Genomic DNA, 21,416 nt, shown 5'->3' on the forward strand with positions numbered 1-21,416 from the left:
CATGACACAGATCATCGTCGCCGCACTCGCGGCGTTCTTCGTCTCGATCTTCCTGACCCCGGTCCTGATCCGGCGGTTCTCCGCCGAGGGCATCGGCCAGGAGATCCGCGAGGAGGGGCTGAAGTCCCACCTGCGTAAGCGCGGTACGCCCACCATGGGCGGTATCGCCATCCTCGCCGGCATCACCGTCGGCTACCTCGCCGCCGTGCTCGTGGGTCTGCTGACCAACGGCACCGGCCCCGGTGTCTCCGGCTGGCTGGTGCTGGGACTGACCCTGGCACTCGGCGGGCTCGGCTTCGCCGACGACTACATCAAGGTCATCAAGGGCCGGAACCTCGGGCTGAACGCCAAGGCCAAGCTCGCCGGCCAGCTGGTCACCGCCCTGATCTTCGGTTTCCTGGTACTGCAGTTCCCCAACGCCGACGGTCTCAAGCCGGCGTCGACGAAGCTGTCGTTCACCCGCGACATCAACACCCTCGACCTCGCCGTGGGCGGTGCTGTCGTGGGCACGATCCTGTTCCTGATCTTCATCTACCTCGTCATCTCGGCGTGGTCGAACGCGGTGAACCTCACCGACGGGCTGGACGGACTGGCCTCGGGCGTGACCGCGATGGTGCTGTCGGCCTACGTGGTCATCACCTTCTGGCAGTTCCGCAACTCCTGCTCCGGCGCCGCCGAGGCCGGCTGCTACGCGGTGCGTGACCCGCTGGACCTGTCGATGCTCGCGGCCGCCGGCCTCGGTGGCTGCGTGGGCTTCCTGTGGTGGAACGCCGCACCGGCGAAGATCTTCATGGGTGACACCGGTTCGCTGGCCCTCGGTGGCCTGGTCGCCGGGCTGTCGATCGCCTCGCGTACCGAACTCCTGATGATCATCGTCGGCCTGCTGTTCGTGATGGAGGCCGCCAGCGTGGTCATCCAGGTGGTGTCCTTCAAGTCCACGGGTCGCCGTGTGTTCCGCATGGCACCCTTCCACCACCACTTCGAGGCCGGGGGGTGGGCGGAGACCACGGTCACCGTGCGCTTCTGGCTGCTGTCGGCGTTGTTCGCCGTCGTCGGTGTGGCGGTGTTCTACTCGGAGTGGTTGAGCAACTCGCCACTGTAAGATGCATTCAGGACAGGAGAGCGATCACACATGGTGAACCAGACCGTCGAGGCGATACGTAACGGGGACGTCCTCGTGGCCGGTGCCGGCGTGGCCGGTGCCGGTGTCGCCCGCATGCTCGGGTGCCTCGGGCGCCTCGGTGCGCCCGACCGTGCGGTCACGATCGCCGACGACAACGTCGCCGCCGGCGGCCGACTCGCCGAGGAGACCGGTGCCCGCGCCGTCACCGTCGTCGACGCTGTCCAACTGCTTTCCGACGGGGCGTTCGCCCTCGTCATCACCTCGCCGGGGTGGCGTCCGGACGGACCCGTCGCCGTGGCGGCGGGAGAGGCCGGCGTGCCCGTCATCGGCGACGTCGAGGCGGCCTGGCTGGCCGACCGTGCCGGACTGTTCGGCGCGCCGAGGACCTGGCTGGCGGTCACCGGGACGAACGGAAAGACCACGACCACGGCCATGCTGGACGCGATCCTGCGCGCCGACGGACGCAGCTCGCTCGCCGTCGGCAACATCGGCACGCCCCCCGGTGAGGCGCTGCTCGCCGAACCGCGGGTGGACGTGCTGGCCGCGGAGGTCTCCAGCTTCCAGCTCCACTGGGCGCCGGACTTCGCACCGGACGCCGGGTGCGTGCTCAACCTCGCTGAGGACCACCTCGACTGGCACGGCTCCTTCGACAACTACGCCGCGGACAAGATGCGTGCCTTGACCGGTGACGTCGCCGTGGTCGCCGCCGACGACGCCCGCGTGGTCGCCGGTGCTTCGGGCGGCTCCGGTGTCACGGGGGAGCGCCGCGCGTTCACCACCGGGGACCCCGCCGAAGTCGCCGACCCCGCCTCGACGGTCACCGGCGTGCGCGACGGCCGGCTCGTCGAACTCGACACCTCCACGGGTACGCTCACCGACCTGGCGGACACCGAGGGCATCTCGCCTCCCGGGCCCGCCGGGGTGGCCGACGCCGCCGCGGCCGCGGCCCTGTCCCGCAGCATCGGGGTGTCCACCTCCGCGGTGGCCGCGGCGCTGGCGGACTTCCGGGTGCAGGCCCACCGTGGCCAGGTCGTCGCCGAGACCGAGGGCGCGCGCTGGATCGACAACTCCAAGGCCACGAACCCGCACGCCGCCACCGCCGCACTGCGCGGGCTGACGGACGTCGTCTGGGTCGCCGGTGGTCAGCTCAAGGGTGCCGCCGTCGACGAGATGGTCGCCGAGGTGGCCCCGGGCCTGCGCGGCGTGGTGCTGCTCGGCGTGGACCGCGCGGTCCTCGCCGACGCCCTGGCGCTCGCCGCCCCGGACGTGCCGGTGCGGGTGGTCGACGAGACCGACCCGGTCGCGGCGATGAGCGAGGCGGTCGACGCCGCACGCGACCTCGCGGCGTCCTGCCACTCTGCGGTGTCCGTCGTCCTGGCGCCGGCGGCGGCGTCGCTGGACATGTACGACGGGATGTCCCACCGCGGTGACCTCTTCGCCGCGGCGGCACGGAAGGACGGCGAGCCATGAGCGTGAAGGACCAGCCCACCCGCACGGAGTCGCCGTGGCAGGGCATCCGGGAGCGCGGTCGCCGCGTCCTGGCGACCCCGCAGTTCAACTACAAGGTCATCATGAGCGTGACCGCCATCCTCGTGCTCATCGGGCTCACGATGGTGCTCTCCTCCTCGATGGTCACCTCCATCGACAGCGACACCGGCGTCTTCGGCGAGTTCATGAAGCAGGCCGTGGTCGTCGCCGCGGGTCTGGTCGGCATGTGGTTCTTCCTGCGGATCACCCCGTCCACGGTGCGCAACCTGTCGGTGGTCTTCCTCGGGATCTCCGTGGTGCTGCTGATCCTGGTGCTGATCCCCGGCATCGGTGTCGGCGGTACCGAGGTCGGCTCGAACTCGTGGATCCGTTTCGCCGGTGTGGGCATCCAGCCCTCCGAGGTGGCGAAGTTCTCCCTGGCGGTCTGGGGCGCGGCCGTGGTCGCCGCCCGCTCGCGGGTGAGCAACTCCGCCCGCTTCGTGCTGAACCCCTTCTTCGTGGTGGCGGCGGTGATCCTGGGCCTGGTGCTGCTGCAGGACGACCTGGGCATGATGCTCTCGTTGGCAGCCGTGGTCGCCGCGATGCTGTTCTTCGCCGGCGTGAGCACCGTGGCACTGCTGTCCGTGCTGGCGGTGGCGGCGGTGCTCGGCGTGATCTTCAGCCTCCAGCACGCCTTCCGCAGCGCCCGGTTCAGTTCCTGGACCGAGACCTTCACCCTGAGCTTCAACGACGCCACCTCCCGTGGCGCGACGTTCCAGTCCAGGCAGGGCATCCTGTCGCTCTCCGACGGAGGGTTGCTCGGCCAGGGGCTGGGCCAGTCGCGGGCCAAGTGGCTCTACCTTCCCGAGGCGGCGAACGACTTCGTCTTCGCCATCCTCGGTGAGGAGCTCGGCCTGCTCGGCGCAGGCCTGGTCGTCATCCTCTTCGGTGTGCTGGCCTGGTTCGGCATCCGTACCGCCACGGCCCAGACCGACCCCTTCCTGCGGCTGCTGGCCGCGGCGCTGACGATGGGTATCACCGTCCAGGCGTTCTACAACATGGGGTACGTGGTCGGTCTGTTCCCGATGACCGGTGTGCAGCTGCCGTTGATCTCCGCCGGCGGTTCCTCGGCGGTGGTGACCCTGGCCTCACTGGGCCTGCTGGCCAACATCGCCCGGCACGAACCGGCGACGGTGTCGTCGATGCAGCACGAGGGCAGGCCGCTGATCGACCGGATCCTGTTCCTCCCGGAGCCCGAACCGTACCGTCCGGGCCAGGAGCGTCGGGAGCGTGTCCGGGAGCAGCCGAAGCGGTACGGTGAACCGGTGACGCGTCGGCGTCGACCGCCGCCCGGTGAACCGTCCGGAGCAGCCGGCGAGCCGCGCTACCGTGGCGAGCGGGAACCCCTCCCGGAGCCCCGGAGTTCCCGGAGCACCCGAAGTTCCAGAAGCACCAACCACACAAGTCAGCAGTACAACCGCAGGAGGCGTTGAGCCGTGTCCCCCTCTTCCCGTCCGTTGTCCGTCGTCCTCGCGGGCGGCGGGACGGCCGGGCACATCGAACCCGCACTCGCCGTGGGCGACGCCGTCCGGCGCGCCCGTCCGGACGCCCGGGTCACCGCCCTGGGCACCACCCGCGGGCTGGAGACGACCCTGGTCCCGGACCGCGGTTTCGACCTGGAGCTCATACCGGCGGTGCCGGTGCCGAGGAAGGTGAACAAGGACCTGTTCACCCTGCCGTTCCGGCTCGTCGGGGCGTTGCGGCAGACCCGTCGCACGCTGCGCGAGGTGGGTGCGGACGTCGTCGTCGGTTTCGGCGGCTACGTGTCCGCCCCGGCGTACCTGGCGGCGAAGTCGCTGCGTCTGCCCGTGGTGGTGCACGAGGCCAATGCGCGTGCCGGCATGTCCAACAAGCTCGGCGTGCGTCTCGGCGCCCGTGCGTTGGCGGCCTCCGGGGACTCCGGTCTCGGCGGCAAGTCGGGGGAGGCCGAGGTCGTCGGCATCCCGGTGCGTGAGTCCCTGCTGTCGCTGGACCGCGCGGCGTTGCGCGCGCAGGCCCGCGAGTTCTTCGGGCTGGACCCCGAGCGTCCCGTCCTGCTCGTCACCGGAGGCAGCCAGGGGGCGGCGTCGATCAACTCCGCCGTCGCCGCGGCGTCCGGCACCTTCGCCGACGCCGGGATCGACGTCCTGCACGCCTACGGCCGGAAGAACGACGCGCCGGACGTGGCTGCGCACGGTGGCGCGTCGTACGTCGCCGTGCCCTACATCGACCGCATGGACCTCGCCCTCGCGGCGGCGGACATGGTGCTGTGCCGCTCGGGCGCGATGACCGTGGCGGAGATCTCCGCCTGCGGTCTGCCCGCGGTGTACGTGCCGCTGCCGCACGGCAACGGTGAGCAGGAGCTCAACGCCCGCCCCGTCGTCGCCGCCGGTGGCGGGGTGATCGTGCCGGACGCCGAGCTGGACGCCGGACGCGTGGCGCGCGAGGTCGTCCCGCTGCTGCGTGACCGCACCCGGTTGCAGGCCGCCGGCGATGCCGCCGCGGCCGCCGGGCACCGCGACGCGGCGGACCGCATCGCCCAGATCGTGATCAGTGAGGCAGGGGAGAAGAAGTGAGCGACAAGTACAACCTCGGTGACCTCCACCGCGTGCACATGGTCGGCATCGGTGGTGCCGGCATGTCCGGCATCGCCAGGATCCTGCTGGACCGTGGCGTGCAGGTCAGCGGGTCGGACATGAAGGAGTCCCGGGTCGTCCTGGCCCTGCGTGCCGCCGGCGCCGAGGTGGCCGTGGGCCACCGGGCGGAGAACCTCACGCTGGCCGGCGACGGCGTCCTGCCGGACGCGGTCGTCACGTCCTTCGCGGCGATCCCGCAGGACAACCCGGAACTCGTCGCCGCCCGCGAGGCCGGCGTGCCGCTGCTGCGTCGTTCCGACGTGCTGGCCCTGCTCATGGAGGACCGCCGGGCGGTGCTCATGGCCGGCACGCACGGCAAGACCTCGACCACCTCGATGGCCGTCGTGGCCCTGCAGCACGCGGGCATGGACCCGTCGTTCGCCATCGGCGGTCAGCTCAACCGGGCGGGCACCAACGCCCACCACGGGACCGGGGACGTCTTCGTCGCCGAGGCCGACGAGTCCGACGGCTCCTTCCTGTCCTACTCGCCCGAGGTCGCCGTGGTGACCAACGTGGAGCCCGACCACCTCGACTTCTTCGGGACCGAAGAGGCCTACCGGGACGTGTTCGGCAAGTTCGCCGGACGCGTCGTCGCCGGCGGTGCCCTGGTCGTCTGCCTCGACGACGAGGGCAGCGCCCACCTCGGCGAGCAGGTCGTCGCCGGACGCGTCGAGGTGGCCGAGGGGGTGCGCGTGCTGGGTTACGGCACGTCCGACGCCGTGGCCGCGCACCCCTCGGTCCCCGTCGGCGCGGAGATCCTGTCGACCTCGACGCTGCCCGACGGCGGCACGCAGGCGCAGGTCCGGCTCGGTGGTGATTCCGCTGATGTCGCTGAAGTCTCCGTGACCGTGCGTACGCCGGGGCTGCACATGCTGTTCAACGGCGTGGCCTCCCTGCTCGCCGGTGTGCTCGTCGGCGCCTCGGCCGAGGGGATGGCCGCCGGTGTCGCCTCCTTCGACGGGGTGCGTCGCCGGTTCGAGTACCACGGCGCCGTCGGCGGGGTGGAGGTGTACGACGACTACGCCCACCACCCGACCGAGGTGCGCGCGGTGGTCACCGCGGCACGGGAGAAGGTCGTGGCACGCCAGGAGCAGACCGGTGGTGCCGGTCGTGTCGTGGCGGTCTTCCAGCCGCACCTGTACTCCCGGACGCTGGCCTTCGCCGACGAGTTCGCCGAGGCGTTGTCCCTGGCGGACGTGGCGGTGGTCCTCGACATCTTCGGCGCCCGTGAGGAGCCGGTGGAGGGTCTCGACAGCAGGATCATCACCGACCGGATCGACGGGTCCGCCGAGGTGCACTACGAACCGCACTTCGCCGACGCCCCGGCCCTGGTCGCCGGCCTGGCGACCGACGGGGACGTGGTGCTGACCGTGGGGGCGGGCACCGTCACGATGCTCGCCGACGAGATCCTCCGCGCCCTGGGCGAGGCCTGATCGCCGATGGCAGGCAACAACCGTCGCAACCGCCGCAACCGCAGCAACCGGCGTGACCCGCGGCGTCGCCGCCGTCTGGCCGTCGTCCTGGGCGGGCTCGTCCTGGTCGTCGTCCTGGCGGTGGTGCTCGTCCTCAGTCCGTTGTTGCAGGTGCGCTCCATCGAGGTCGAGGGCACGCAGCGGCTGGCGCCGGAGGACGTGATCTCCGCGGCCGCGTCGGTGGAGGGGCAGAACCTGCTCTTCGCCGACACGGACGAGGCGGCGCGCTCGGTGTCGGCCCTGCCGTGGGTGGAGAAGGTGACCGTGTCGCGCGACTGGCCGTCCTCGGTGCGGGTGCAGGTGACCGAGTTCGAGGCCGTCGGTGTCGTCGAAGGTGACGGTGACGGTCCGCTGGTGATCAACGAGCGCGGCCGGGTCTTCCTGCGCGGCGAGAGCCCGGAGGGGGCCGTGCCGGTACGGGCGTCCGCCGACGACTCCGACGCGCTCACCGCCGCCGGCGAGGCGCTCGCCGCCCTGCCGGCGGAGCTGCGCGACCAGGTCGAGGAACTGGAGGCGTCCTCCGCCGAGGAACTCACCCTGCGCTTCCCGGAGGGCCGTGAGGTCTATTGGGGGTCGGCGGACCGTGCCGAGGAGAAGGCCGAGGCCACCCGGGTGGTCCTCACCCGCGAGGGCGACCGGTGGAACGTCTCCAACCCGGCGATGCCCTCCGTCCGGGAGTGAGAACCCTCAACCCCACATTGAGGGATACGACACGCACGAAAAATGTGCGCGGAAATCACCGCCGTGTCACACACAATTGGTCGCAGAGTTAGCAGCGACAGCACACGGGCAGACACTGGCCGAAACATCGGGAAAGAGAGCGCACACCATGACCCTCTACGACAACCACCTCGCCAAGATCACCGTCGTCGGTGTCGGTGGCGGTGGTGTCAACGCCGTGAACAGGATGATCGACGCGAACCTGCAGGGTGTGGAGTTCGTCGCGATCAACACCGACGCGCAGGCACTCCTGCTCACCGACGCGGACACCAAGCTCGACATCGGCCAGGCCGAGACCCGCGGGCTCGGCGCCGGCGCCAACCCCGAGGTCGGACGCAAGTCCGCCGAGGACCACAAGGAGCAGATCGAGGAGGTCATCGAGGGCTCCGACATGGTCTTCGTGACCTGTGGTGAGGGTGGCGGCACCGGTACCGGCGCCGCCCCGGTCGTCGCCAACATCGCCAAGAAGAAGGGCGCGCTGACCGTCGGTGTGGTCACCCGCCCGTTCACCTTCGAGGGGCAGCGTCGTTCCAAGCAGGCTCTCGAGGGCATCGAGGCCCTGCGCGACGTCTGCGACACGCTCATCGTGATCCCGAACGACAGCCTGCTCAAGATGGGCGACGCGGACCTCCAGCTCATGGACGCCTTCCGCAAGGCCGACGAGGTCCTGCACTCCGGTGTCGAGGGCATCACCCGCCTGATCACCACGCCCGGCGTGATCAACGTCGACTTCGCCGACGTGCGCTCCGTGATGACGGACGCCGGTTCCGCCCTGATGGGCATCGGCAGCTCCCGTGGGGACGACCGTGCCCGCAAGGCCACCGAGCTGGCGATCAACTCGCCGCTGCTGGAGACCACGATGCAGGGCGCCAAGGGTGTGCTGCTGTCCTTCGCCGGTGGTTCCGACCTGGGGCTGTTCGAGGTCAACGAGGCGGCCACGATCGTCCAGGACCTCGCCGACGAGGACGCCAACATCATCTTCGGCACGATCATCGACGACCAGCTCGGCGACGAGGTCCGCGTGACCGTCATCGCCACCGGTTTCGACGACTCGCCGAACGTGGTCGCCCAGCCGCGCCGCGGTCAGCACCGCGCGCCGGAGACCTCCAACAACCAGCAGGCACAGTCGGCACAGCAGTCCCAGCCGGCACAGCGTGCCCAGCAGCCCGCCGCCGAGCAGTCCCAGCCGGGGATCTTCAACGGTGAGGAGGCGCCCGCCGCCCAGCGTCAGCAGGAGGAGTCGACGAGCTTCACCCGCCGTACCCGTTCGGGTGTGCCCGGTTCCTCCGAGCCGGCGAACTCCTCGGGCCTGTTCACCTCGAACGGCGACCGTCGCGACAACCGTGACAGCCGCGATGACGGAGACGACGATCTCGATGTCCCGACCTTCCTCTGAGCCGGTGGAACGTAGCGTCCGCAAGGTCGTCACCGACCGACACGGCGGTGCGTCCACGGGAGACTTCGACTCCTTCAACCTCGCCGGCCATGTCGGCGACGACGAGGCGTCCGTCGCGGCGAACCGTGCCCGGCTCGCCGGGCTGATCGGTGTGCCCGAGTCCCGCATGGTGTACATGGAGCAGATCCACTCGCCGAACGTCACCGTGGTCACCGCGGAGATGCTCGACGAACTGGACGGCGCGCCGGTGGAGTTCACCGACGCCCTGGTGACCGCCGAGCCCGGTGTGGCCCTGGTCGTGCTGACCGCGGACTGCGTGCCGGTGCTGCTGTCCGACGAGGAGGCTGGGGTGGTCGCCGCCGTGCACGCCGGACGCATGGGCGCGCGCAACGGCGTGGTGCCCGCGACGCTGCGGCGCATGGTGGAGCTCGGCGCTGTGCCGGCGCGCATCCACGCCCTGCTCGGTGCCGCGGCCGCCGGTGTGGACTACGAGGTGCCCGAGGAGATGGCCGCCGACGTCGAGGGGCGTCTGCCGGGGTCACGCACGACGACATCACGCGGAACCCCGGGTCTGGACATCCGCGCGGGGATCACCCGTCAACTGCTCGGTGAGGGTGTCCGCTCGGTCGACGCCGACCCGCGCAGCACCGTCTCCGAGGAGAACTTCTTCTCCTACCGGAGGGAGGGGCGCACGGGCCGCCAAGCCTCCGTGATCTGGATTCCCGACGCCTGACCGGACTTCCCGGTAATTTCGACAGTAGACGATCCCCGCACGACACATCCCAGAGAAAGCGAGACAGACCATGGCAGACGGAATCACCGGGAAGGTCAAGGATTTCTTCGGCTTCGGTGACGTTGACAGCTTCGATGACCCCTACTACCGCGACGAGTTCGAGGAGGACCGCGGCGGCTACCGTTCCTCCGGTCGCTACCAGGACCGCGAGGACGACCGTGACCGGGACCGCGACTACGAGCGTCCCGACCGCACGGAGCGTGCCGAGCGCGCCGAGCGTCCTGCGCGGTCCGAGCGCTCCGACTACGACTACCGCGCCCCGCGCACGCCGCGGCGCGCGGAGACCCCGGTGGCCCCTGTGGCCCCGGTGTCGCCGGCGCAGTCGCGTGAGCCGCAGGTCGTGCGTCTCGCACTGAGCTCCTTCCAGCAGGCCGGGGAACTGGCCACGGAGTTCAAGGCGGGGGACATCGTGGTCCTCAACCTCTCTGCGATGGAGAAGTCGGAGGCGAGCCGCGTCCTGGACTTCTCCGTTGGTCTCGCGAAGGGGCTCGACGGTACGCTGAAGAAGCTCGGCGGTATCCGCAACTTCGCGCTGATCCCCGCTTCCGTGACCCTAGACCAGAGCCAGCTCGACCAGCTGGTGGAGGACCAGTAGAACACCGTGGCTGCCACTCTCTATTTCATCGCCCTGCTCCTCCGGCTGTACTGGTTCATCCTCCTGGCGAGGGTGATCATCGAGATGATCCGGTCCTTCTCACGGCAGTGGAGGCCGTCGCGGCGTTTCGCGCTGATCGCCGAGCCGATCTTCGTGTTGACCGACTTCCTGGTCAAGCCGTTGCGTCGCATCATCCCGCCGCTGCGTCTGGGCGGGGTCGCCCTGGACGTGTCGGTTCTGGTGCTGTTCTTCGGCATCTCGATCCTCACCTCCGTGCTGCTGGGTATCGCCAACAGTGTGTGACGCGGGGTGGGGCGTTCTTGCAGGTGGGAAAACGCCTGCTGTATAACTGACCTGAAAGACTACACATGAGGTTGAACCTGAAGCCTCATGACCGTGGTCGCTGATAAGATCGTGACCGACTCACCGTCCGGCCCCACTAGGCTTGGCGGAACACATCGACTGTGAAGGGAACTACCGATGCCGTTGACTCCCGCTGACGTTCATAACGTGGCATTCAGCAAGCCGCCGATCGGCAAGCGTGGCTACAACGAGGACGAGGTTGACCAGTTCCTCGATCTCGTCGAAGACACGCTGGCCGAGCTGCAGGACGAGAACGACGACCTGCGCGGCCAGGCCGGCTCCGGTGCCGCGGCACCGGTCGCCGCCGCCGCTACCGGTTCGTCGGACGACTCGGCGCTGAGCGCCGAGCTGGACGAGGCCCGTGCCCGGGTGTCCGAGCTCGAGGCCGAGCTCGCCAAGGCGCAGGACGCCACGGCCGCCGCCGAGAAGCGCGCGAACGCCGCCGAGGACAAGGCCGCCGCCGCCGACAAGCGCGCCGAGTCGGCGCAGGCCCAGGCTGCCCAGTCCGCCAGTTCCGCACAGTCCAACCAGGCTCCGGCCGCCGCCCAGGCCCAGGCCCCGGCGGACACCGCCACGGCCGCCGGTACCGCCAACGCGGACACCCACATGCAGGCCGCCCGCGTGCTGAGCATGGCCCAGGAGATGGCGGACCGTCTCACCGGCGACGCCAAGACCGAGTCGCAGGGCATGCTGGACGACGCCCGCAACGAGGCCAACCGCACCCTCGAGGACGCCAACACGAAGGCGAGCTCGCAGCTCTCCGACGCGCAGAAGCGTTCCGAGAAGCAGCTGGCCGACGCCGACCAGCAGGCCCGCAAGTCGGTGGCCGAGGCGCAGCAGAAGGCTGACACCCTCGTCGCCGACGCGACGCAGAAGTCCGAGACCCTGATCTCGGACGCCACGGCACAGTCCGAGGCGCAGGTCCGCGCGGCGCAGGAGAAGGCCGACGCGCTGCAGAAGGACGCGGAGCGCAAGCACACCGAGATCATGACCACGGTGAAGAAGCAGCAGTCCGCGCTGGAGAGCCGCATCGAGGAGCTTCGTACCTACGAGCGGGAGTACCGTACCCGCCTGAAGACCTTCCTCGAGTCGCAGCTGGAGGAGCTCAACAGCCGCAGCACCGCGGCCCCGAACTCCAACATCGACTTCGGCGAGAAGTAAGGCCCTTCCCGGGTCTGACGACGACGGACGAGGACGGACGGCAACCGAGATGCTCGCACTGTCCCTGCTGATGTCCCTCCTGGGGTTCCTGGCTCTGCTGGTGGCCCTGTACGTGGGATCCACGTTCTGGGCGTGGGTCTGCATCGGGGTCGCCGTCGTCGGCCTGGCCGTCTTCGTGGTGGACCTGATTCTCCGCCGCAGACAGTGACACGTATACTTCATTGATGACCGGCCCCGCACCGCCGTGCGGGGCCTTTCATTCGCACTGATCCGGCCATCACCGGGGAGCGATCCGGAAGAAAGGCGTTCAACCACCCCGGTTGCGCCGAGTAGAGCCGGACGTGGTCGCGGCACGTCACAGCCGTAGGAACAAGTGGGATTCCCCGGTCCGGCGGTGTCGTCGGGGAGCCCAAGCGGGGTGGTACCGCGTGGTCCGGTCGTTGTGCCGGGCTCTCGTCCCCGCGGACCGTGAGAAGCACACCAACTTACGAGGAGTCCGCGATGAGCACCCCCGCAGGCGGAGCGTACCCGCACACCGACATGTCGGACGGCACCAGTTCCTTCCCCACGATGGAGGAGAACGTCCTGGACTACTGGGGTCGGGACGACACCTTCCAGGCGTCCCTCGACAACCGTGAGGGCGCCCCCGAGTACATCTTCTACGACGGCCCCCCGTTCGCCAACGGTCTGCCGCACTACGGTCACCTGCTGACCGGCTACGTCAAGGACATCGTCCCGCGCTACAAGACGATGCGCGGCTACCGCGTGCCGCGGGTGTTCGGCTGGGACACCCACGGCCTTCCGGCGGAGCTGGAGGCGGAGAAGCAGCTCGGCATCACCGACAAGGGCGACATCCAGAAGATGGGCCTGGCGAAGTTCAACGAGTACTGCGCGACGTCGGTGCTGCGCTACGCCGACGAGTGGAAGGACTACGTCACCCGGCAGGCCCGGTGGGTGGACTTCGACAACGGCTACAAGACCATGGACATCACCTACATGGAGTCGGTGATCTGGGCGTTCAAGGACCTCTACGACAAGGGCCTGATCTACCAGGGCTTCCGGGTGCTGCCGTACTCGTGGGCCGAGCACACCCCGCTGTCGAACCAGGAGACCCGCCTGGACGACTCCTACAAGATGCGTCAGGACCCCACGCTCACGGTGACCTTCCCGGTCACCGGTGCGCAGCCGGGCACCGCCGCGGTGGAGACGCTGGCCGCCAACCCGGCGCTCGCCGAGGCGTCCGCCCTGGCCTGGACGACGACCCCGTGGACGCTGCCGTCGAACCTCGCGCTGGCGGTCAACCCGTCGGTGTCCTACGTGCTGGTCACCGCCGCGCAGGACGGCGCGGACGCGATCGCCGGACGCAGCGTCCTGCTTGCGAAGGACCTGGCGGGTGCCTACGCCGCGGAGCTCGGCGAGGACTCCGAGGTCGTCGCGGAGTTCACCGGCGCGCAGCTGGTGGGGCTGACCTACGAGCCGGTCTTCGGCTACTTCGCCGACCGTGCGGAGCTGGGGGAGAAGCGTGCCTTCCGGATCCTGGCGGCGGACTACGTCACCACCGAGGACGGTACCGGTGTGGTCCACCAGGCGCCGGCCTTCGGTGAGGACGACATGCTGACCTGCAACGCCGAGGGCATCGACACGGTGGTCCCGGTGGACATGGACGGCAAGTTCACCTCGCTGGTGCCGGACTACGAGGGCCAGCTGGTCTTCGACGCCAACAAGGACATCATCAAGGACCTCAAGGCCGCCGGCCGGGTGGTGCGCCACCAGACCATCGAGCACTCCTACCCGCACTCCTGGCGCTCCGGTGAGCCGCTGATTTACATGGCGCTGCCGAGCTGGTTCGTGTCCGTGTCGTCCTTCCGTGACCGGATGGTGGAGCTCAACCACGAGCAGATCGAGTGGATCCCGGAGCACATCCGCGACGGGCAGTTCGGCAAGTGGCTGGAGGGCGCGCGGGACTGGAACATCTCGCGCTCGCGCTACTGGGGCTCACCGATCCCGGTGTGGGTGTCCGACGACGACGCCTACCCGCGCACCGACGTCTACGGCTCCCTGGACGAGCTGGAGGCGGACTTCGGGGTGCGTCCCGAGTCGCTGCACCGCCCGTACATCGACGAGCTGACCCGCCCGAACCCCGACGACCCGACGGGCCGCTCCACGATGCGCCGCGTGCCGGACGTGCTGGACGTGTGGTTCGACTCCGGGTCGATGCCGTTCGCGCAGGTGCACTACCCGTTCGAGAACAAGGAGTGGTTCGACTCCCACTCGCCGGCGGACTTCATCGTGGAGTACATCGGCCAGACCCGTGGCTGGTTCTACCTGCTGCACGTGCTCTCGACGGCGCTGTTCGACCGTCCGGCGTTCACGAAGGTCGTCTCGCACGGCATCGTGCTCGGCGACGACGGACTGAAGATGTCCAAGTCGAAGGGCAACTACCCGGACGTCAACGAGGTGTTCGACCGTGACGGTTCGGACGCGATGCGCTGGTTCCTGATGAGCTCGCCGATCCTGCGCGGCGGCAACCTGATCGTCACCGAGCAGGGTATCCGTGAGGGTGTTCGTCAGGCGATGCTGCCGATGTGGAACGCCTACTCGTTCCTGCGGCTGTACGCGCACAACCCGGCGCAGTACGACACCTCCTCGTCGAACGTCCTGGACCGCTACATCCTGGCCAAGCTGCACGACACGGTCGAGGCGGTCACCGGTTCGCTGGACGCCACCGACATCGCTGCGGCGACCGACGAGATCCGTCAGTTCTGCGATGCGCTGACCAACTGGTACGTGCGTCGTTCGCGTGACCGGTTCTGGGCCGGCGACTCCGGCGAGGACGGCCACCCGGAGGCCTTCAACACGCTCTACACCGTGTTGGAGACGCTGTGCCGGATCGCCGCCCCGCTGCTGCCGATGACCACGGAGGTCATCTGGCGGGGTCTGACCGGTGAGCGGTCGGTGCACCTGACCGACTGGCCGTCGGCGGACGAACTGCCGGCGGACGCGGACCTGGTGGCCTCGATGGACGCCGTGCGCGGGGTCTGCTCGGCGGCGTCGTCGTTGCGCAAGTCGCACAAGCTGCGCAACCGCCTGCCCCTGCCGGGGCTGACCGTGGCCCTGCCGGAGTCCGCTGCGTTGGCGGACTTCTCGTCGATCATCCGCGACGAGGTCAACGTCAAGGAGATCTCCTTGACCGACGATGTGTCTTCCGTGGGTCGTTTCGAGGTCGTCGTCAACGCACGTGTGGCCGGCCCGCGCCTGGGCAAGAACGTCCAGACCGTGATCAAGGCCGTGAAGACCGGCAACTACACGGTCGCCGAGGACGGCACGGTCACCGCCGACGGCATCGAGCTGGTCGACGGTGAGTTCAGCCGCAAGCTGGTGGCGGTCGACCCGGACAACACCACGGAGATCCCGGGCGGCGACGGCCTGGTCGTCCTGGACACCGCCGTCACCCCCGAGCTGGAGGCCGAGGGCTGGGCCGCTGACCGCGTCCGTGGTGTGCAGGACGCACGCAAGGCGTCCGGCTTCGACGTCTCCGACCGGATCACGCTGACGCTGTCGGTGCCGGCGGACAAGCGGGAGTGGGCCGACCGGCACGCCGACGCGATCGCCGGCGAGGTGCTCGCGACCTCCGTGACCGTGGTCGTCGACGAGACGCTGAGTCACGACGTGGGCGACGGGGTCACCGCCGAGGTGGCGAAGGTGTAGTCCCGCCGCGTCGTCGACCTGCCCCGGACGGTTCGCCGTCCGGGGTTTTCGACGTCTCCGCCCCGAGACCTTGACACTCGAACACACCATCGATAATGTGTTTGCTCTCGAGAGCGGTTCCATGAATCTGAGGGGAAAGACATGGTGCAGGACGGTACGGGACTGAGCGTCATCGAACGTGATTACGAGGAGCTGTGCTTCGACTGCGACGTCGAGTACGTGGAGGAGAACCTCGACGAACCCTGCTGGGCGGTCAGCGCGCAGGAGGTGATGTTCAACGCCAAGCGCGACATCAACGTCCTGGAGCTCGACATCGCCCGTGAGGCGGCACCGTCGCCGGGTATGGAGGTCTCCCGCCACGTCCGGAAGCTGTCAGTGGGGTTGGGGGTGTCGAAGGGTAAGGCCCTTGCATACTGCGACATCGGGACGATGCTGACCAGGATGCACGGGGTCGGCCTGCTGCTGAAGAACGGCGCGTTCTCCTTCGACCACCTGCGCGCGCTCGCGGATTCCGTCGCCGCCGTGGACGACGGGCACCTCGAGGAGGTCGAGCGTTCCGTGATGGGTGTGCTCACCCCGACGGTTCCGCGGCAGGCGGTACCCGGGGTGGTCACCCTGCGCCGTCTCGTCCAGGAGGTCGTCGCGGAGATCCAGCCCTCGGCGCGACCACTCGACCCGGAGGGCCACGGTGAGGTTCCGCCGCCGCAGTGCCAGCTCGACTTCTCGGTCGACACCCGTGCGGACGCGGCGACGGTCTTCCACGTCACCGTGCCCACCGACGAGGGCATCGGCGCCATCCGCATCATCGACGCCGTCGCCGCGGCCCGCGACTGCACCCGCGCCCAGGCCTTCATCGACCTGGTGCACGGTCGGGCGGGGGACGTGTCGGTGACGTTGAACTGCTACCGCAACCTGGACAGCGGCACGATGCACCTGGAGAGCACGTGGTTGCACGAGGTCGCCACGGACCGCTGGATGGAGCGGGTCACCGAGCTGTGCGTCGCCGGGCACAGCGAGGTCTCCGGCTACACGCCCTCGGCCCACCAGCGCGCCACGGACGCCGGGCGGGACGGCACGTGCCGGTTCCCCGGGTGCGACCGGCCCGCCGCGGAGTCGCAGATCGACCACGTGAGCCGCTGGACCGGTGACGAGGAGGACGGGGGAAAGACCGCGTCCTGGGCGATGCACTCGCTGTGTCCGGGGTGCCACAGCCTCAAGACCCGCGGACTCTACGACGTGACCCTGAACCCGGACGGCTCGGACTGGTGGACCAGCGTGGAGGACGGCCACGTGTACGTGACCACCCCGACCGGCCCGTTGGCCGAGGCGGTCCTGGACTTCGACACTCGTCTGCACCGCAAGGTCCGAACCCTGGCGGCGCACAACGAGGCCAGGCTTCGTCGGATCGGCGAGGTCGTCGAGGCTGCCCGCGTCGCGGCTCAGGAGGTGCCTTTTTGACGGTGCTGGCGGTCCCCGGAACTAGACTCGGGGACATGAACTCCACGCAGCGATGGGTGGTCCACCTCGACATGGACGCGTTCTTCGCCTCCGTGGAGCAGTTGACCCGTCCGACGCTCGCCGGACGCCCCGTCCTCGTCGGCGGTGCCTCCGGCCGGGGCGTCGTGGCCGGTGCGTCCTATGAGTCGCGGGTGTACGGGGCCCGGTCGGCCATGCCGATGCAGCAGGCCGTGCGCCTGTGCCGCGGCAAGGCCGTGGTCGTGTCCCCGCGCTTCAGCGTGTACTCCACCGTCTCCGCCCAGGTCTTCGAGCTCCTCGGGCGCGAGGAGGACACCGTCGAGCAGCTCAGCGTGGACGAGGGGTTCGTGGAGCCGGAGTCGCTGGTCGGGCTGGACGCCGCGGAGGTCGAACGGTGGGCCCGCGTTCTGCAGGAGCGTGTCGACGCCGAGATCGGCCTGCCCTGCTCGATCGGTGTGGCCACCACGAAGCTGGACGCGAAGATGGCCTCCGACCTCGCCAAGCCGCACGGGGTGACGGTGGTGGGTGCCGATCGTCGCGGGGAGGTCTTCGGCCCCCGTCCGGTCGGGGAGTTGTGGGGTATCGGCCCGGTGGCCCAGGGCAAGCTGGCCGACGTCGGCGTCACCACCATCGGCGCATTCACCGCGATGGACGACGTGGACGTCAAGGGCCTGCTCGGCTCGGTGGGTCTGCAGGTCCTCGGCTACGCCCGTGGTGCGGACACCCGCCCGGTGGCACCGCGGGCGCGGTCGAAGCAGGTGTCCGCGGAGCGCACCCTGGAGGTCGACGCGGTGACCACGGTGGAGGTCGACCCGGTGCTGGTGCTGGCGGCCACCGCGGCGCGTCGTCGACTGCTCGGGGACGGTCGGGCGGCCCGTACGGTGACGGTGAAGACCCGGACCGCAGACTTCAAGGCCCACACGCGCTCGACCACGCTGGTCACCCCGACCGACGACCTCGACGAGATCCTCGCCGCGGCCCGCTCGGTGGTCCCGCGGCCCGAGGTGTCCGGCGCGGTGCGGCTGGTGGGGGTGAGCCTGTCCGGGCTGACGGAGGAACGCCAGGCCGTGCTTTTCCCGGAGCCCGGCATGGTCGCCGTGGAACCGGAGACCGAGACAGAGACCGAGCCGGCGCCCGAACCCGAGCCGGAACCTGAGGCCACCGTCACCTCCTGGCGTCCCTCTGCGGACGTGCACCACCCCGAGTTCGGCCACGGTTGGGTGCAGGGCACGGGCGCGGGGGTGGTGAGCGTGCGTTTCGAGACCCGCTCCACCGGGCCGGGCAGGGCGCGCACCTTCGCCGTCGACGACCCGGAGCTCAGTGCGGCGGACCCGCTGGACAGTCTCCGTTAGTCAGCCGGCACGGCGGACGGCCAGTTCGCACAGCAGTTCCATGCGCGCCTGCGCGGCGGTGAGTTCTCCGCCGGAGCGCACCCCGGCACGGGCGAGGGAGCGTCCTCCGCCGGCGCCGCCGTAGACCAGCTGCACCCCGCCGGACGCCACACGGCTGGCGACGACGACGGGGACGCCGGCCTCGACGGCCCGGTGGGCACCGTCGGCGAGCACCCCGATGTTGCCGGACCCGAAGGCCTGCACGACCACGCCGTGCGCCCCGGCGGACACCGCGGCGTCGATCGCGGCGGGGTCGGCGCCCTGGCAGGCGGACACGATGTCCACGCGCAGCCCGGCCAGCGGGGCCGGGGGAGCGGACGGGTCGGCCGGACGGGTGGGGCGGGTGATGCCGGCCGGGGTGTCGAAGGCGGCGTCGGCGGTGGTGTGCACTTTGCGCACACCGTAGGCGGGCGAGGTCCGCCCGCCGAGCACCACGGCGGGATGCAGGACGCGGCGCGCCGCCTCGATCGCGTCGCGCAGGTTGCCCGGGCCGTCCGGCGCCGGGTCGTCGGCGGGACGTTGCGCGCCGGTGAGCACCACCGGCCCGCCGATGAGCCGGTCGACGGCCATGGCGGTCTCCTCCATCGAGTCGGTGCCGTGGGTGACCACGACCGGCCCGCTGCGGCGCGCCCCGTGGATGTGGGTGAGCAGGACGTCGAGGTCGGCGAGGCCCATCGTGGAGGAGTCGAGGTGCAGGACGTCACGGGCGTCTCGCACGGCGGCAGCGACGGCGGCGGAGTCCGTTGCGTCGGCCAGGAGGTCGGCGATGGTCCTGGTGGGGACGAGGTCACCGCGGTCGTCGCGCGCGCAGGCGATGGTGCCGCCGGTGGCTAGCACGGTGGGGGCGAGGGTGGTCTGGTCGGTCACGGATTACAAGGCTACCGTCCCATCGGCGGTAGACTCGCTTCATTCGCCGTACATCCACGACTCGAAGGAGCGTCGTCACAGTGAGCATCACGTCCACTCTGAACCCCCTGAAGCGACCCCGCGCACTCGCCGCCGTCATCGCCCTCACCGCCGGCCTGTCGGTCACCGCCTGTTCCTCGGACGACTCCGACGACGGCTCGTCGGACACCACCGCGGCCCAGACCACCGAAACCACCCCGCTGCCCGACGCGCAGGAGCTCGGCGACATCCTCGCCCGCGCCGTGGACCCGGGTGTCCCGGCGGAGGAGAAGGCCGACACCGTGGAGAACGGTGAGGAGGCCGTGGACCTCTTCGACGTGATGATGCAGTCACAGCAGGAGTCCGGCGCAACCTTCGAGGTCGTTGACCCGATCCTCCCCGGCAACACCCCGCAGGAGGTCATGGCGACCATGAACCTCATCCAGCCGGACGCCGAGCCGGTGCGGATGGACGGCGTGAAGTTCGTCAACGACAACGGCCAGTGGAAGCTGTCCCAGGAATGGGCCTGCACGCTGGTCAGCAACGTCGCCCCCGACCAGGTCCCCGACAGCTGCGCCCCCTTCCTCGAGGAGGCCCCCGACCCCGCCGCCGAGCAGGACGCCCCGGCGGAGGATCCCGCCGCCGAGCCCGCCGCCTAGGCCGGCTCCCAGCTGGACCTCGTCCGCGAGGTCTGCACCACGGTGACCGGCGAGTCCGTCTCACCGTAGGTCACGCTCGTCGACGTCTCGATCACGCCGGAGACCGGCACGGGACGTCGCAGATCCACCGTGATGTTGCCGGTGGACTCACTGTCGGAGCCCACCACCTTCAGGTCGGAGCCCGACATCTGCTGCACCGAGGGTGTGCGCTCCACGTCGACGTCGAGCTCGATGCGTGAGCCCTCCCGCGACACCAGGGTGTAGGTCACCCCCTGGCGCATGGAGATCCCCAGGTTCGGGTCGTCGACCTGGCCGGTGACCGTCCAGCGGGCACCGGTGCCCAGGTCGTCGGCGGGGAATACCACCGGCACGTCCGTCATCTGGGTGAAGGAGCGCTCCACGTTCGACCGCGCCGCGTCCGAGGCGCCCTCGGGCGCGGTGAAGCCGCGCGTGGTGACGCGTCCGTCCTGGTTGTAGTTCTGGTTCATCGTGAACCCCTCGGCGGTGGAGAGGTCCTCGTTGCCGTCGGTGTTGTCGCCCGACGGGCTCCCGGCGACGACCTCGGCCTCCAGCTCGTCACCGTCGGTGGCGGTGGACACGGTGACCGGGACCTCCATGGTGACGTCCTCGTACGGCAGGTCGTCCTCGCTGGTCTCGTCGGAGTCACCACCCTCGATGCTCTGCCCCCACCCCTGGGTCGCCTTGTAGACGGTCTCGGTCTCCGTGTCGTCGCTGAACCACACCAGGGGCTCGCGCGGGGCGTCACCGGTGTCGTCGACGGTGACGGAGACCCCGGACACCGGGGCGTCCACCGGCTCCTCGGGCGACGCGGCGTCGTCGGAGGAGCATGCGGTGAGGACCGATCCCGCCAGCAGGGTGGTCGTCACGGTGGTCAACAGGGTCGGCAGGAGTCGTTGGGTGCGCACGTGGGTCAGCGTACCAACTGGCGGCCGGGCAACAGAGGGTCGCGGGCGGGGACATGCCGCGACGCGATAGGATCATGGCCGTGACTGTTTTCAACGTCCGACCCTGGGCGCTCCTCCCACTGGCCGGCATCGTGGCCGTCGACCAGCTCAGCAAGTGGCTCGTCGTGGAGAACCTCGAACCCGCCACGGCGTACCCGGTGGTCGGCGACGTCGCCCGGCTGTACCTGATCCGCAACTCCGGGGCCGCGTTCTCCATGGGGGAGAACGCCACCGTGGTGTTCTCCGTGATCCAGATGGTCGCCGTGGCCATCTGCGTGGTGCTGGCCTTCCGGGTGCGCAACCCGTGGTCCGTGGCTGCGGTGGCGTTGATCGGCGGCGGGGCGGCCGGCAACCTCATCGACCGGATCTTCCGCGCCCCCGGCGGGCTGCACGGCCACGTGGTGGACTTCGTGTCCGTCGGCAACTTCGCCATCTTCAACGTGGCGGACGCGGCGATCAGCGTGGGCGTGGTGGTGTACCTGGTGTACGCGCTGGTCGTGGAGCCACGGCAGGCGCGCAGGGAGAACTCAGAGAACGCAGAGAACGAGGGGAGCGCAGCGTGAACGC

The 21,416-nt window shown here is 69.9% G+C and carries 19 protein-coding genes; 17 read left to right on the forward strand and 2 right to left on the reverse strand.

What is annotated here, in order from left to right; all coding sequences use genetic code 11:
- Nucleotide 1: 1 nt before the first annotated feature.
- From mraY to ACT3S3_RS02695, 15 genes are all read left to right on the forward strand, one after another.
- Nucleotides 2-1,102 carry a phospho-N-acetylmuramoyl-pentapeptide-transferase gene (gene mraY / locus ACT3S3_RS02625; protein WP_301441983.1) on the forward strand — a complete coding sequence of 367 codons (1,101 nt, stop codon included), beginning with the start codon at nucleotides 2-4 and terminating at the stop codon, nucleotides 1,100-1,102.
- Between the two features lie 30 nt (nucleotides 1,103-1,132).
- Entirely contained in the window at nucleotides 1,133-2,593 is a 1,461-nt protein-coding gene (murD, locus tag ACT3S3_RS02630; RefSeq protein ID WP_301441982.1) for a UDP-N-acetylmuramoyl-L-alanine--D-glutamate ligase, read from the forward strand.
- Nucleotides 2,590-4,083: a peptidoglycan glycosyltransferase FtsW gene (locus ACT3S3_RS02635; protein WP_301441981.1), complete on the forward strand. Its 1,494-nt coding sequence runs from the start codon at nucleotides 2,590-2,592 to the stop codon at nucleotides 4,081-4,083. Before murD ends, ACT3S3_RS02635 begins: the two co-directional genes overlap by 4 nt.
- A 3-nt stretch (nucleotides 4,084-4,086) precedes the next feature.
- Nucleotides 4,087-5,205, forward strand: coding sequence for an undecaprenyldiphospho-muramoylpentapeptide beta-N-acetylglucosaminyltransferase (murG, locus tag ACT3S3_RS02640; protein ID WP_301441980.1), 1,119 nt, complete (start codon nucleotides 4,087-4,089; stop codon nucleotides 5,203-5,205).
- A gap of 38 nt (nucleotides 5,206-5,243) precedes the next feature.
- Complete coding sequence (murC, locus tag ACT3S3_RS02645; RefSeq protein ID WP_301441990.1) at nucleotides 5,244-6,698, forward strand: UDP-N-acetylmuramate--L-alanine ligase; 1,455 nt, start codon at nucleotides 5,244-5,246, stop codon at nucleotides 6,696-6,698.
- Between the two features lie 6 nt (nucleotides 6,699-6,704).
- Nucleotides 6,705-7,418 carry a cell division protein FtsQ/DivIB gene (locus ACT3S3_RS02650; protein WP_301441979.1) on the forward strand — a complete coding sequence of 238 codons (714 nt, stop codon included), beginning with the start codon at nucleotides 6,705-6,707 and terminating at the stop codon, nucleotides 7,416-7,418.
- Nucleotides 7,419-7,566: 148 nt separating this feature from the next.
- The gene (ftsZ, locus tag ACT3S3_RS02655; RefSeq protein ID WP_301441978.1) at nucleotides 7,567-8,853 is read left to right on the forward strand and encodes a cell division protein FtsZ; all 1,287 of its coding nucleotides are present in this window, start codon (nucleotides 7,567-7,569) and stop codon (nucleotides 8,851-8,853) included.
- Nucleotides 8,834-9,586: a peptidoglycan editing factor PgeF gene (gene pgeF, locus ACT3S3_RS02660; RefSeq protein ID WP_301441977.1), complete on the forward strand. Its 753-nt coding sequence runs from the start codon at nucleotides 8,834-8,836 to the stop codon at nucleotides 9,584-9,586. The genes ftsZ and pgeF overlap by 20 nt, the downstream gene beginning before the upstream one ends.
- 70 nt (nucleotides 9,587-9,656) lie before the next feature.
- Nucleotides 9,657-10,241: a cell division protein SepF gene (locus tag ACT3S3_RS02665; protein ID WP_301441976.1), complete on the forward strand. Its 585-nt coding sequence runs from the start codon at nucleotides 9,657-9,659 to the stop codon at nucleotides 10,239-10,241.
- A gap of 6 nt (nucleotides 10,242-10,247) precedes the next feature.
- A complete protein-coding gene (locus ACT3S3_RS02670) occupies nucleotides 10,248-10,544 on the forward strand; it encodes a YggT family protein (protein WP_301441975.1) in 297 nt (98 codons plus the stop codon).
- Between the two features lie 177 nt (nucleotides 10,545-10,721).
- Nucleotides 10,722-11,765 (forward strand): DivIVA domain-containing protein, encoded by a 1,044-nt coding sequence (locus tag ACT3S3_RS02675; protein ID WP_441579161.1) that lies wholly within the window; start codon nucleotides 10,722-10,724, stop codon nucleotides 11,763-11,765.
- A gap of 49 nt (nucleotides 11,766-11,814) precedes the next feature.
- A complete protein-coding gene (locus tag ACT3S3_RS02680; RefSeq protein ID WP_301441973.1) occupies nucleotides 11,815-11,973 on the forward strand; it encodes a hypothetical protein in 159 nt (52 codons plus the stop codon).
- Nucleotides 11,974-12,266: 293 nt separating this feature from the next.
- On the forward strand, nucleotides 12,267-15,473 hold the full coding sequence (gene ileS, locus ACT3S3_RS02685; RefSeq protein WP_444614821.1) for an isoleucine--tRNA ligase: 3,207 nt from the start codon (nucleotides 12,267-12,269) through the stop codon (nucleotides 15,471-15,473).
- A 141-nt stretch (nucleotides 15,474-15,614) separates the two neighbouring features.
- Entirely contained in the window at nucleotides 15,615-16,931 is a 1,317-nt protein-coding gene (locus ACT3S3_RS02690; RefSeq protein ID WP_301441971.1) for an HNH endonuclease signature motif containing protein, read from the forward strand.
- A 35-nt stretch (nucleotides 16,932-16,966) separates the two neighbouring features.
- On the forward strand, nucleotides 16,967-18,301 hold the full coding sequence (locus ACT3S3_RS02695) for a DNA polymerase IV (RefSeq protein ID WP_301441970.1): 1,335 nt from the start codon (nucleotides 16,967-16,969) through the stop codon (nucleotides 18,299-18,301).
- On the opposite strand, the gene ACT3S3_RS02700 is transcribed toward ACT3S3_RS02695, so the two are convergent.
- Nucleotides 18,302-19,207, reverse strand: a complete 906-nt coding sequence (locus ACT3S3_RS02700; RefSeq protein ID WP_441582049.1) for an asparaginase — start codon at nucleotides 19,205-19,207, stop codon at nucleotides 18,302-18,304. It lies immediately after the preceding gene.
- A gap of 80 nt (nucleotides 19,208-19,287) precedes the next feature.
- On the opposite strand from ACT3S3_RS02700, the gene ACT3S3_RS02705 reads away from it, so the two are divergent.
- Nucleotides 19,288-19,884 (forward strand): hypothetical protein, encoded by a 597-nt coding sequence (locus ACT3S3_RS02705; protein WP_441579163.1) that lies wholly within the window; start codon nucleotides 19,288-19,290, stop codon nucleotides 19,882-19,884.
- Here the strand turns inward: ACT3S3_RS02705 and ACT3S3_RS02710 are convergent.
- Entirely contained in the window at nucleotides 19,881-20,810 is a 930-nt protein-coding gene (locus ACT3S3_RS02710) for a hypothetical protein (RefSeq protein ID WP_441579164.1), read from the reverse strand. The genes ACT3S3_RS02705 and ACT3S3_RS02710 overlap by 4 nt on opposite strands.
- Nucleotides 20,811-20,890: 80 nt before the next feature.
- Here ACT3S3_RS02710 and lspA point away from each other — a divergent pair, with 80 nt between their 5' ends.
- On the forward strand, nucleotides 20,891-21,412 hold the full coding sequence (lspA, locus tag ACT3S3_RS02715) for a signal peptidase II (RefSeq protein ID WP_301443403.1): 522 nt from the start codon (nucleotides 20,891-20,893) through the stop codon (nucleotides 21,410-21,412).
- The last annotated feature ends 4 nt before the right edge of the window (nucleotides 21,413-21,416 follow it).

Origin of the sequence: Corynebacterium sp. AOP40-4SA-5, assembly GCF_052377355.1 — a bacterium.
GTDB lineage: Bacteria > Actinomycetota > Actinomycetes > Mycobacteriales > Mycobacteriaceae > Corynebacterium.